This window comes from Ciceribacter sp. L1K23, from assembly GCF_018122705.1.
Taxonomy (GTDB): domain Bacteria; phylum Pseudomonadota; class Alphaproteobacteria; order Rhizobiales; family Rhizobiaceae; genus Allorhizobium.
The window spans coordinates 591596-604378 of sequence record NZ_JAGRRC010000001.1 but is presented as its reverse complement, the minus strand read 5'-3'; the positions used below and the strand labels follow the sequence as shown (position 1 = coordinate 604378).

Sequence of the window (12783 nt, the reverse complement as noted above, 5' to 3'; positions counted from 1 at the left end):
GAACGTTGGCGATCCATGTGCCGTCTAGAGCCGCAGACTCCGGAGCTATCCTGCTCGGAATAGCTTTTCACGGCCCGATATTCGAATTCATGCCGACTGGCGTTCGACAAGCCGGCACTCGACTTTCAGCTGATCATGCGAGCTGTTCAGGCCGCCGGCAATGTCTGCCAGCATTTCGACGGCCATCGATCCCATCTCGAACATCGGAAGATGGAAGGTCGTCAGTGGCGGCATGGTGAACTGGGCGATGTCGCGATTGTCGAAGCCCACGACCGCGACGTCGGTCGGGATCGACTTGCCGAGCTCCTTGAGCGCCTCGATGCAGCCGAGCGCCATCAGGTCGTTGGCACAGAAAATGCCGTCCGGCGGGTTCGGCAACTTCATCAATGCATGCGTCTTTTCGTAGCCCGACGATGGTTCCCAGTTGCCGTAGTGGACGAGTTCCGGATCATAGGCAAGGTCGTTGCTGGCTAGCGCCTGCTTGTAGCCACGCAACCGGTCGCGTGGATTATCGAGGCCTTCCTGGCCGTTGATCAGCGCGATGCGCCGGCAGCCGGAGGCGATCAATCGTTCCGCCGCTGCTCTTCCTCCCGCAACGTCTCCGGGGACGATCGACGGAAGGCGCCGCTCGTGGTCGTAGCAATTGACCAGTACGGACGGGACCTTGAAAAGAGGCTCGGGCGGATCGATTTTCCGCGTCAGAATAGTCCCGAAGATATACCCGAGCAGGGACTGACTTTCGCAAACGGAGAAGATGCCTCCCTCAGGGTCCTCGTCCTTCCGGAAGACCCCGAGAGTGACCATGATGCCGAGTTCCAGCGCCTTTTCCCGCGCGCCTTCGAAGGCCATCGACATCCAGGGATCCGTGGTCAACTCGTCGACGACGAAAACGACCACCTTGGTACTGGAATTTGCAGGGGCCGCCGCCGATCGGTTGGACAGGCGGTAGCCGAGCTCTTGTGCCGCATCAAGAACGCGCTTCCTTGTGGCTTCGCTGAAGCGTGCACCTGAACTGCCATTGAGAATGAGAGAGACAGTCGCCTGCGATACGCGCGCAAGCGCGGCAACATCCATCATTGTCGGTTTCAACGCATTCTCCCTGGCGAGCACCATGATTTCCGGCGCTACGCTCCGGCCCTTCAGGATCTGAAGTGCCGGACGCGATCGAATGCGACGGCGACCACAATGAAGGTACCTATGAACATTCCTTGCCAGAATGTCGAGATGCCGAGCAGGATCAGGGAGTTGCGAATGACCTCTATCAACAATGCTCCGATCACGGCACCGAGCGCATTGCCTTCGCCGCCGGCGAGGTTTGCGCCACCGATGACAGCCGCCGCAATCACCGTCAACTCCATCGACTGACCGAGGTTGGTCGTCACGCTGCCCAGCCAGCCTGCCATCAGAATTCCCGCAAGCCCCGCAGTGAAGGCGGAGAACATGTAGATGCTGACTTTCATTTGCCGCACCGGTATTCCCGTCAGGAGGGCCGCGTTCTCGTTGCCGCCGATCGCGAAGAGGTGCTGTCCCCAGCGTGTCCACTTGAAGATGCATGACATCACCACCGTCAGTGCCGCAAGCACGAACAGGGGATGAGGAATGCCTATCGTGGATCCGCCGCCGGCCCAAAGCAGGAGATCATGATCGGGGCCGAAGTCCCAGATCATCTTGTTGTCGGAAAGGACCATGGCCAGCGAGCGGGCAGCCGACAAGGTCCCTAACGTGACCACGAATGGTGGCATGCCGGCATAGGCGACGAGCAGTCCGTTCAGCAGCCCAACGAGGAGCGCGGCACCAAGCGCCAGCGGTACTGCCAGCCAGAACGGGGCGCCAGCGGCCATGGTGATGCTAATGATCATGGCACTGAGTACGACGCTCGATCCGACCGACAGGTCGATGCCGCCAGAGGCGATCACGGCGGTCATCCCGATTGCTATGATTGCCACAAAGGCGAAGTTGCGCGCGACGTTGAACAGATTTCTCTCGCTCGCGAACGAGTCAGTGAGCAGAGTCAGCGCAATGCAGGCGGCTACGGCCGCGATAAATACCCAGAACGACTGCAGGCCTGTGATCCTTGACAGCCAGTTCTTGTGCTCGGTTCGTGAAATGACATCGTCGAGTGTGGTCATCGGTTCTTCCTCCCTCACGCTGTTTCGATCGCGCCGGTAATGAGACCGGTGACTTCTTCAGGTGACGACTGATCGGCCTTCTTGTTGGCCACCAGTTCGCCACGTCGAAGAACGGCGATCCTGTCAGAGACGCCAAAGACATCGGGCATGCGGTGGCTGATCAAGATGACGCTGATGCCGTGGTCTCTCAGACGACGAATGACATCGAGGACCTCTGCCACTTGCCGCACCGATATCGCAGCCGTTGGCTCGTCCATCATCACGATCTTCGGTTCGGACAGCAGCGTCCGGGCAATCGCCACCGCCTGTCTTTGGCCTCCCGACATGCGGCGGACGAGATCGCGAGGGCGCGTCTCCGACTTCAGGCGGCGGAAGAGCTCTGCGGCAACCCGGTTCATGTGCGCGTAATTAACATAGCCGAACGGACCGATCCGCTTCACGGGTTCGCGGCCGAGAAAAACATTGGATGCCGCGGTCAGGTTGTTACAGAGCGCCAGGTCCTGGTAGACGACCTCTATCCCTTCCCGCTGAGCGTCGCGTGGATTGTGAAACACGACTGGTTGGTCATCGATCCGTAGTTCGCCCGCAGACGGCGGAAAATTGCCGGCGATGATCTTCACGAGCGTGCTCTTTCCGGCTCCATTGTCTCCCATCAGACCGAGAACCTCTCCGGGTTCGATCGACAGAGACACCCCCTGAAGAGCTTGTATGGCGCCATAATGCTTTGAAATTCCATTAAGTCTTAATCGCGTCACCGCGCACCTCCCGTTTTTCCTCCCGAGCAGACGCAATTTGTGGCGTCCGTCTTTCACCAGAGCGGCCCAATCCTATTAATCGCGTCTTGACTTAATATTATTACTAAATATTAATTGCTTCAATGATGAATGTGGAGGGAGGAAGAAATGAAGCTGCTTGTGACAGGTGCTTCCGGAAAGGTGGGCCAGGCCTTCCTGCCCGCATTCCTTACCGAGCAGCGATTTTCGAGCTGGGAGATGGTGGCGCTCTGCCACAACCGTCTCGTGGAGCCTTCTGAAAGATTGTCGGTCGTGCAGGGATCGATTGCCGATCCTCAGGTCGTGTCGCGGGCTCTGGAAGGGGTCACGCACGTTCTCCACCTTGCCGCGGTGAAGGAGAGCCCGGATCATGTGATCGATGTGGCACTGAAGGGGCTTTTTCTGCTGCTCGAACGTTTTCGACGGATCGCTGATGCCAGGCAGTTCATCCTGCTGAGTGGCGACTGCGTCGTCGGTCACATCTTCCAGAAATACGCCGATCCTATTACCGAGCAATCGCCTCGCCGAGCTTATGAGGGCAGCTACGCTCTCACGAAGGTCCTGGAAGAGGTGATGCTCGAGCAATTCGGTATCCAGTATGGGCTCAACTGGACCACGCTTCGGGCGCCCTGGATCATGGAGAAGGATGATTTCCGATATGCGTTCGATCTCTCCGATGCCCAATTCGGAGGCCCGCCGTGGGACAGCCTGGTCGGCGCGCGGCAGCTCGAACAGATGCGAGACCGGCGAGCTTTTCCGACAATGCGAGACGCGGAGGGGCGGCCTCTCCGTCGCAATTTCATTCACGTCGACGATCTGGTTCGCGCGATCCTGACGAGCATCGACAACGAGAGCGCCTTCGGCCAGCTTTTCAATATCGCCATGAACGAACCTGTCGACTACGGCACGGCGGCGGAGCTTGTCCGTCGGGCCGGAGGGTTAGTGCCATCCGAAATCGACACCCCGTTTCACAGCAACTGGCTCGACAACTCCAAGGCTCGCAAGGTGCTCGGTTGGGAACCCGAGATCGACCTCGCAGGCCTTGTTGATCGGGCATGGAGTTATCGACGCGCCGAGGATGATCCGCGCATCGTTTGGTATCCCGGCTGAGCAGGAGGGCTTTCGCCGGAGACTTGGAGGAGGAGAAAGGCAATGAAATTCAAATATTTGGCATTCACTGCACTACCGGTTCTCATGCTTCTGGCCGGCGAGACGGTCGCGCAGGAGAAGAAGACCCTTGCCATCGTCGTCAAGGGACTCGACAACCCGTTCTTCGAGCAGATCAATCTTGGCTGCAAGAAATGGCTGTCCGAAAATCCGGACAGCGAATACGAATGCCTCTACACCGGCCCTGCCTCGTCAGCCGATGAGGCTGGCGAGGTTCAGATCGTCGATGATCTGCTTACCCGCGGCGTTGCTGCTATCGCCATATCGCCCTCGAACGCACCGGCCATGGCCAACCGGATCCGCGAAATCGCCCCGACCGTGCCAGTGATGACGGTCGATGCTGACTTCCTGGAGAAGGACCACGATCTCCGAAAAACGTATCTCGGCACCGACAACTATCTTATGGGCGTGAAGATGGCTGAGGAGGCCAAGAAGCTCAAGGCGGAGGGCGGCTCGGTCTGCCTGCAGCTCGGCAACGTGGCGGCCGCCAACATCAATGCCCGTGCACAGGGCTTTCGCGACACGATCGCGGGCGCCAAGGATATCGAACGTCTGACGGGCCAGAACGGTTGGACGGAAATCGAGGGTTGCCCGGTCTACACGAATGACCAGGCTGACCTTGCAAACCAGCAGATGTCCGACGTCTTTACTGCCAACCCCGATCTCGATGCCTTCATTCTCGTCGGTGGCTGGGCCCAGTTCGCCCCACAGGCCTACACCCAGGTCACTGACCAGGTGATGGACAAGTTGAAGTCGAGGGATCTGATCATCGTCGCCGGCGACACGCTGCCGCCCCAGACCCAGGCCTTCCGCGAAGGACGCAGTCACGCTCAGGTCGGTCAGCGACCGTTCGAAATGGGCTACAAAGCGCCCGACGTAATGATCCAGTTGATCAAGGGGGAGAGCGTTGAGGACCCGTTGTTTACCGGCCTCGACGTCTGCAACACGGAAGATCCGGGCTTCTGCAAGGACAATTAACGGATGCGGGGGAGAAGCGACCCTCTTCCCCGTCCCAACCAGTAGCGTCCTCCGGATGGCCGAGACGGTCTCCGGATTTCCCTTGAAACAAAGGCGGCCCTGATGAGAGGGCTGCGGGAGGAACATATGAAACGACTTTCAATCACGGCGCTCGCGGCCATTATGGCCATGGCCACGACACCAGTCCTGGCTCAGGAAAAACAGGCACTTGCGTTCGTCGTCAACGCGGCATCGGATTTCTGGAAGCTTGCGGAGGCAGGCGTCAAAGCGGCGCAGGCGGAGCTTCCTGATTTCGATCTGCAGTTCCGCTATCCGGCGCAAGGCACGGCTGCGCTCCAGAACGCGCTGATGGACGATCTCGTTGCGGCGGGCACCGATGCCATCATGATCTCGTCCGTCGATCCGAAGAGTTCGGTTGACGCGTTCAACCGGATCGCCGCACAGGTGCCGCTCTTCACCACCGACAGCGACGCACCTCAGTCAAGACGCATCGCCTATCTTGGCTCCTCGAATACATTGGCGGGGGTCCAGGCCGGTGAAATCGCCGTCAAGGCCCTGCCCAATGGTGGGAAATGCATGGGCTTCGTCGGTTTCCTCGGGGCCGATAACGCCAAGGAACGTATCGACGGCTTCCGCAAGGCCGTTGAAGGCAAGGGCATCGAACTCGTCGATGTCCGCGGCGACGATGTCGATTTTGCCCGCGCCCGCTCGAATGTCGATGACGTGCTCGCAGCAAACCCCGAGATTGACTGCATGGTCGGCTTCTACTCGTACAATCCGCCAAAGATCTACGAGGCGTTGCAGGCTGCCGGCAAGCTCGGCGCGATCACGGTGATAGCCTTCGACGAGGACCCGATCACTCTCGGCGCCGTCCGCGAGGGATCGTTTGCCGGGACAGTCGTGCAGGACCCTTATCAGTGGGGCTATCAGGGGATGAAACTGATGGCGGCCTACCTCAAGGGCGACAAGTCCCAGATACCGGCCGATGGTCTGATCATCGTTCCGACGCAGGTTATCGACAAGGCGAACGTCGATGCGTTCGAAAAGCAGCTGAAGGAACGTGTCGGCGGCTGACCCCGTGTAAAGTCCGGGCCTGCGTGGACGCAAAGCCACGCAGGTCGCTTGTGTGAAACGGGGGTGCGTATGGATCATCGACCAGATACGCCGATCAAGCTCGACCTGCTCGGCATAACCAAGATCTATCCGGGGGTAGTCGCGCTTAACTCCGTCTCCCTTTCGATAAAAGGTGGCGAGGTTGTCGCGCTGATTGGAGAAAATGGTGCTGGCAAGTCCACCCTGATGAAGGTCTTGGGGGGCGCCATAAACCCGGACGAAGGGGAAATCGTGATCGATGACCGCAGGCTATCTGGGCTTACGCCAGCGGACGCTGCCGGTTACGGGATCGCTTTCGTTCATCAGGAGCTCAATCCACTGACCAATCTCGACGTTGCCGGCAATATTCTGCTTGGTCGCGAGATACGTAAACGCCCGTTCGGTCTCATCGACCAGAGCGCCATGGAACACAGGGTTCAACCGTTGCTCGAGCTGCTCGGCGCGCGGTTCTCGCCCTCCACAGCAGTGGACGAACTGTCGCTCGCCGATCTTCAATTGCTGGAGATCGCCAAGGCGCTTTCGATCAATGTCCGGCTCCTCATTCTTGATGAGCCAACGTCGAGCCTTACACTTTCTGAAACTCAACGCCTGCTGGGTGTTGTCCGCAGGCTTCGTGACGACGGGGTCGCCGTCCTCTTCATCACCCATCGCCTATCGGAAGTGGAGCAGGTTGCCGATCGGGTCGTTGCTCTTCGCGACGGAAAAAACGCCGGGGAATTGCCTCGTGACGCCATCGACAGGGACGCGATGGTTCGCCTGATGATCGGACGCGACATCAAGCAGTTCTACGAGAGGCCCAATCTGGAGAAGGGGCCTGTCGTGCTTTGTGCAAAAGGTTTGAGGACCCGAACGTATCCAGAGGCGGAGGTTGATCTCGTGGTGCGGGCAGGGGAGATCGTTGGTCTCGCCGGCCTCATCGGTGCCGGAAGAACCGAGCTTGCAAGGACTATCTTCGGTATCGCGGCACCAGAGGCGGGTGTTGTCGAGGTAAACGGCAAACCCGTTGCTCCAGGGTCTGTTCCCGACGCCATCGGAGCGGGGATTTGTCTCGTTCCGGAGGACCGGAAAAGAGAAGGGCTCTTCCTCGACTTCTCGATCTCCGAAAACGTCGTCATGCCGAACCTCTTCGCCGTTTCGCGAAGGGGTTTCGTCGACCGTCGGGAAGAGCAGGCCCTTGCTGAAGGGTTCAAGAGGCGACTGTCGATCAAGGCGCGTCGTCTCGACCGACCGGCGGGAGAACTATCCGGCGGCAATCAACAAAAGGTGGTCCTTGCGAAGTGGCTGGCGATGCAGCCTGGTCTCGTTATCCTCGACGAGCCAACGCGCGGGATCGATGTCGGCGCCAAGGCCGAGGTCTATCTGCTGATGCGCGACCTCGCAGAGCAGGGCGTCGCGATTTTGATGATCTCGTCCGACATGGAGGAAATCATCGGGATATCGAGCAGGGTCGCGGTCATGTGCCGTGGCAGGATCGTCGGGACACTGGATCGCGACAACCTCTCCGAAGAAGCCATTCTCAAGCTAGCCGTGGAATGAAGGGGCATCAGATGCAGAAGAAGGACATCGGCCTCGGCCTGCTCGTCATCACCGTCGGGGCGGTCGTCGCTCTCGTCAATCCCAGGTTTCTGTCGCCGATCAATCTGGCAAACACCGCCAACCTTATCGGGCTCTTTGGTCTCTTCTCGATCGCCGAGGCCTTCGTCATCGTCACGGCCGGGATTGAGCTTTCCATCGGCTCGGTCATCGCCTTGCTCGGCGTGATCTTCATCGATCTGATCGCGTCGCATGGCGTTCCCTGGCCGATCGCGCTTGTCATCGTGCTGGCGTTGTCGATCGTCATCGGCCTTCTGCACGGCTGGCTCATCACCCGGCTGAAGCTCCAACCCTTCGTCGTCACGTTGTGCGGGCTTCTCATCTATCGGGGCATTGCCCGCTTTTACACGAAGGATGGGACCGCCGGGTTCACATTTGGAACCGACCTTCCTATGCTCGACTATGTGTTTGTCGGGCGCAGCGCCGGGGTACCGCATTCCGTCATCGCCTTCGGCATATTCGCCGTCGCCGCCTGGGTGCTCCTGCATCGCACCGTGTTCGGCCGCCACCTCTTGGCAGTGGGCAAGAACGAGGAGGCGGCTCGCTACTCCGGAATAAACACGAAAAGGGTCATCGTGACCGCCTATGTGCTTTGCATGTTCCTGACCGGCGTCTCCGCCGTGTTTTTCGCCATGTACACGAAGTCCGTGCAGCCGTCCTCGCATGGAAACTTCTATGAACTCTATGGCATAGCTGCCGCCGTGCTCGGTGGATTCTCACTGCGCGGCGGCGAGGGCTCGATTATTGGCGTTGTTCTGGGCGTGGTTCTCCTGCAGATGCTGCAGAACCTCGTAAATCTGCTGGGTATCCCATCATCCCTTAATTTCGCGGTGATGGGGACAGTGATCCTCTTTGGTGTGATTGCCGATACCCAGTTTCGAAGCTATCGCGAAAGACGTCGCCAGGCGACCGCCCGGTCGGCGTTGACGGAGAACAGTGCCGCACCATCGGGCATATCCGCTTGATGCCTTGATTAAAGAATGTGGCTCGACCGGGTTCTCCCGTCAGGCAAAGCGCATGAACCCGGCTGGCCGCGTTACACTGTGCTCTTTGCGTGCGGAATTACGCGCCATTTTCGGTATAGTTGTCCGGAGGCATAACCAGGCTTGGCGGAGGCTCTCTGTTGGCAGCGGTGCCCCCCACATAGCTTTCGATAAAGGCGAGGGCGTTGTTAAGGCCGTTCATCGTGTAGGGCTTTTCGATTGCGCCCAATGCCCCGGCGAAATCCTCCGGTATTCGTTTCAGATTTCCGGACACGAAAACGTAGGGAATGCCGCGCTTGGACAGCTGACGACCAACATCGATGCCGGAGGGACCGTCGCGCAGCGTGATGTCGACGAAGGCGAAATCGGGCGTGGAGGCGTTTATCATCTCCAGAGCACTCTTGCTATCGGCTGCAATGCCCACCACGTCGTGACCCGCCGCATCGATTTCGCTTTCGAGCTCCATCGCCAGCAGCATTTCGTCCTCTATAATCAAGACTCTCACTGTTTCTTCCTTAATCTTTGACGAGCAGGGTCACACGCACATCCGTGGAATGTCCTTCCACCTTGCGTTCGAGTGTCGCCTTCAGCTGGGTTACGCAGGCCTCAAGCATCTTCCGGCTGAAGGCGTCCTCCTCCTCGTCAACCTTTACGGGGGTGACGGTGTCAACGACGCGTATCAGGAAGTGTCCATTGAGACGTCTGACCTCCACGTGAATTTGGCCACCGCCGTCACTCAAACCTCGCCGAACCGCGTCTCCTATGAGCTCGTTTACAATCAGCGCGAGGGGAGAAGCCTTCGTTGCGGGGACCACCACTTCATGCAAATCCGTGGTCATTACGATATCCGTCCGCTTGAGTGCCCCCACGACATCCATCACCAGCGTCTTGGCGAAATCCGCGACGTCGAAATGGCCAACGTCCTCGTCATTGAGCAGCTTGCGTTGAACAGTGCTCAGCGCTTCAACCCTGTTGAGGACTGACATGAGCGTGCGCTCGACTACGTCGCTGCGCGTCATCCGTGCCTGGAGCTTCACGATGGAGGCGATCGTGAGGAGATTGTTTTTCACGCGATGATCGACCTCGTGAACAAGGCTTGTCTTCGCCTTCAGCGCTTCCGATAGCGCCGCCGTTCTCAAGGCCACTTCCTCCTCAGCAAGGTGGCGTGCCCGCGCAAGCTCGGCCTCCTTGCTTTTTATGTTGGTGAAGTCGAGTTGTGACGCGAAGAAATAGATCACATCGCCGGCCTCATCGCGAACAGGGCTGACGAAAAGTGCATTCCAGAATTTTGACCCGTCTTTTCTGTAGTTGAGGATATCCACCGCTATGTCGCGTTCCGCCGCGATCGCGTCACGAAGCTTATCCACGGCCCGCCGATCCGTCTCCGGTCCCTGCAACAGCCGGCAGTTTTCGCCGACAAGTTCTTCAGAGGTGTAACCGGTGAGATCGCAAAAGGCCCTGTTGCAGAAGATGATGGGGTTGTCAGCCTGATGCGGGTCGGTGATCAACATGGGCATTCGCGTTGCCTTGAAGGCAGCTGCAAACGGGTCTTCAGACGCGTGACTGGACACCAGCCGCTGTCCGGCCGTCCGAGCATCTCGTCTGGAAGTGTTGTTTTCAGCCATCTGTTGCCCCAAATGCAGCTTCGTAAGAATGGGCCAGGTCAATCTTTGTTCCCGTTCGCTCCTGGTTATTGGTCAACGCATGTAGTGCTTAAAACCAAGTGAAGAAGGGTGTTCGGGGCGCGGAACGCGGGGCACGTTGGATGCAGGTTATCACACAATGAAGACCAGCCGCGCCAGCTCCGGCCGGATCTCCGTAGTTTGGAGATCACTGCTGCCGTGGGTGACAAATGAGAACTTCGAAATGGTTCCATAATACATATTATGAAATCATTACGTGTAGCGGGGGCGAGTTCAATGATGAAGTGCGACAACGCCTTTGCTAATGCTCCAATCAAAGTCGTGTCCCCCTAGTCGCCGATCGGAAAGGAGAAACCTGCCTTTACGCGATCCATAACAACCATGGTCTTGAAACCCTTGATATCGTGGTTTTCGTAGAAGAACCGACGAGTGAAGGCTTCGTAGTCCTCCATGTCCTTTGCCGTGATCACAAGGATGAAGTCGGCGTCGCCGGTGACATAGTAGCCGATCATAACTTCCTTCGTGCTCCGTATCGCTGCCTTGAACCGATCAACGATGTCGGCGCGTTCGCGCTCCAGTGACACCAGAACGATCATCGTGATCCCGCGTCCGACGGCCTTGGGCGACACGATCGCGACGTCGGCTTCTATCACCCCCTCCTCGCGCAAGCGCTTCAGTCGTCGTTGGCAGGCGGTTGGCGAGAGATTGACCAGCCGAGCAAGTTCTTCCGACGTGAGGCGATTGTTTTTCTGGACGGCATCAAGTAACGCCCGGTCGGCTCGATCAAGGGTGGTCATGCAGAAATACTGCGCAAAAGAGTGAATCTAAGACTGATTTCTGCATAGATTCAATTCCATTCGCAGTCAAATGATTGCTCCCAGCCGCTAGACTGCGGTAAATGATAAGAGGAGTGACGTATGAAAGGTATCGCCAGCACCGCGCTCAAGTCCTTGCGGCGGCCCGATCTGCTCGAGCGCCGGGCCTTTCTCAATGGGACCTGGATTGAGCGGGGCAACATGATATGCGTCACCGACCCCGCAACTGGAGAAAATCTTCTCGACGTCGCGGCCTGTTCGGTCGAAGATGCCGATGGTGCAGTCGAGGCTGCTGGACGAGCGTTCCTGGAGTGGCGCGACATTCTACCCGTGGAACGCGGCCGGATTTTGCGCGCCTGGGCGAAGCTGATGCGTGACCACGCACGAGACCTAGCCGTCATCATGACCGCGGAACAGGGAAAACCGCTGGCGGAGTCCGAAGGCGAGATTTCGTATGCCGCAAATTTCCTCGATTGGTTCGCCGCCGAGGGTGAGCGTGCCTACGGCGAAACGCTTCCGAGCCACCTGCCCGGTGGGCGGATCGCCGTGCAGATGCAGCCGGTGGGTGTCACGGTCGCGATTACGCCATGGAATTTCCCCTCCGCGATGATCACCCGCAAGGCTGGCGCGGCGCTTGCCGCCGGCTGCACCATGATCGTCAAGCCGGCGCCCGAAACACCACTCTCTGCCCTTGCCCTAGCGAAACTCGCCGAGGAAGCCGGCATGCCGGCAGGCGTGTTCCAGGTTTTGACCGGCGAGGCCGCGCCGCTTGCAGGTCGTCTGCTGGAGCACACGCAAGTGCGGGCTTTCTCCTTCACCGGCTCCACCGAGGTTGGACGAATTCTGCTGACCCAGTCGGCCGCGACGATAAAGAAAGCCTCGCTTGAACTCGGCGGCCATGCGCCCTTCATTCTATTCGACGATGCTGACCTGACGTCAGCGGTGAAAGGCTGCATCGGTGCGAAGTTCGCGACGTCGGGGCAGGACTGCCTCGCGGCCAACCGCATCTATGTGCAGCGCGGACTCTATGAGCGTTTTGTTGACGCTTTCGCCAACGCTACTTCTGAACTCAAAGTCGGTCATGGCCTTGAGCCTGGCGTCGACATCGGGCCGATGACGCGCCCTTCTGTTGCCGAAAAATGCCGGCAGCAGATTTCTCAGGCCCTGTCGGCCGGAGCGCGCCTCGTGTGCGGTGGCCAGGACAGTCCCTTGGGCGGCGGTTTCGTCATGCCGACGGTGCTGGCCGATGTCAGCGACGACATGTTGATCGCAAGGGAGGAAACGTTTGGTCCCGTCGCGGCGATATTGCCTTTCGAGGACGAGCGGGAGGTTCTTGCTCGCGCAAACGATACCGAAATGGGCCTGGCGGCTTATCTCTATACCAATGATCTAGGACGAGCCATGCGCCTCACGTACAGGCTCGAATATGGCATGGTGGCCGTCAATACGCCAAAATTCACCGGCGCTCCGATACCCTTCGGGGGGTGGAAACAATCTGGCCTCGGTCGCGAAGGCTCTCGTCACGGCCTCCTGGAATATCTCGAAGCAAAATACGTCTGCTTCGGCAATCTTGCTGCTTGAAAGGATTT

Annotated in this window: 12 protein-coding genes; 6 read left to right on the top strand and 6 right to left on the bottom strand. The window is 58.7% G+C overall.

Translation table 11 applies throughout. The features are described from left to right. Nucleotides 1-87: 87 nt before the first annotated feature. Genes J5J10_RS02660 through J5J10_RS02650 form a run of 3 tightly spaced genes read right to left on the bottom strand, consistent with a single transcriptional unit; the run spans nt 88 to nt 2884 of the window. Nucleotides 88-1089 carry a LacI family DNA-binding transcriptional regulator gene (locus tag J5J10_RS02660; RefSeq protein ID WP_249116656.1) on the bottom strand — a complete coding sequence of 334 codons (1002 nt, stop codon included), beginning with the start codon at nt 1087-1089 and terminating at the stop codon, nt 88-90. Nucleotides 1090-1139: 50 nt separating this feature from the next. After that, complete coding sequence (locus tag J5J10_RS02655; protein WP_211928724.1) at nt 1140-2129, bottom strand: ABC transporter permease; 990 nt, start codon at nt 2127-2129, stop codon at nt 1140-1142. A 14-nt stretch (nt 2130-2143) separates the two neighbouring features. Then, on the bottom strand, nt 2144-2884 hold the full coding sequence (locus J5J10_RS02650) for an ATP-binding cassette domain-containing protein (RefSeq protein ID WP_211928723.1): 741 nt from the start codon (nt 2882-2884) through the stop codon (nt 2144-2146). 147 nt (nt 2885-3031) lie between these two features. Between J5J10_RS02650 and J5J10_RS02645 the strand changes: the two genes are divergently transcribed. The 5 genes from J5J10_RS02645 (at nt 3032) to J5J10_RS02625 (ending at nt 8718) form a co-directional block, all read left to right on the top strand. Then, complete coding sequence (locus J5J10_RS02645; RefSeq protein ID WP_211928722.1) at nt 3032-4012, top strand: NAD(P)-dependent oxidoreductase; 981 nt, start codon at nt 3032-3034, stop codon at nt 4010-4012. A gap of 42 nt (nt 4013-4054) precedes the next feature. Continuing rightward, the gene (locus J5J10_RS02640; RefSeq protein ID WP_211928721.1) at nt 4055-5047 is read left to right on the top strand and encodes a sugar-binding protein; all 993 of its coding nucleotides are present in this window, start codon (nt 4055-4057) and stop codon (nt 5045-5047) included. 126 nt (nt 5048-5173) lie between these two features. Further along, on the top strand, nt 5174-6121 hold the full coding sequence (locus J5J10_RS02635) for a sugar-binding protein (RefSeq protein ID WP_211928720.1): 948 nt from the start codon (nt 5174-5176) through the stop codon (nt 6119-6121). Between the two features lie 69 nt (nt 6122-6190). Further along, entirely contained in the window at nt 6191-7696 is a 1506-nt protein-coding gene (locus J5J10_RS02630; protein ID WP_211928719.1) for a sugar ABC transporter ATP-binding protein, read from the top strand. Nucleotides 7697-7707: 11 nt separating this feature from the next. Continuing rightward, a complete protein-coding gene (locus J5J10_RS02625; protein WP_211928718.1) occupies nt 7708-8718 on the top strand; it encodes an ABC transporter permease in 1011 nt (336 codons plus the stop codon). A gap of 97 nt (nt 8719-8815) precedes the next feature. Here the strand turns inward: J5J10_RS02625 and J5J10_RS02620 are convergent, their stop codons facing one another. From J5J10_RS02620 to J5J10_RS02610, 3 genes are all read right to left on the bottom strand, one after another. Further along, on the bottom strand, nt 8816-9241 hold the full coding sequence (locus J5J10_RS02620) for a response regulator (RefSeq protein ID WP_211928717.1): 426 nt from the start codon (nt 9239-9241) through the stop codon (nt 8816-8818). Between the two features lie 10 nt (nt 9242-9251). Next, entirely contained in the window at nt 9252-10361 is a 1110-nt protein-coding gene (locus J5J10_RS02615; protein WP_211928716.1) for a PAS domain-containing protein, read from the bottom strand. A 347-nt stretch (nt 10362-10708) separates the two neighbouring features. After that, nucleotides 10709-11176 (bottom strand): Lrp/AsnC family transcriptional regulator, encoded by a 468-nt coding sequence (locus tag J5J10_RS02610; protein WP_208552593.1) that lies wholly within the window; start codon nt 11174-11176, stop codon nt 10709-10711. A 120-nt stretch (nt 11177-11296) separates the two neighbouring features. On the opposite strand from J5J10_RS02610, the gene J5J10_RS02605 reads away from it, so the two are divergent. Then, nucleotides 11297-12775 (top strand): NAD-dependent succinate-semialdehyde dehydrogenase, encoded by a 1479-nt coding sequence (locus J5J10_RS02605; protein WP_211928715.1) that lies wholly within the window; start codon nt 11297-11299, stop codon nt 12773-12775. The last annotated feature ends 8 nt before the right edge of the window (nt 12776-12783 follow it).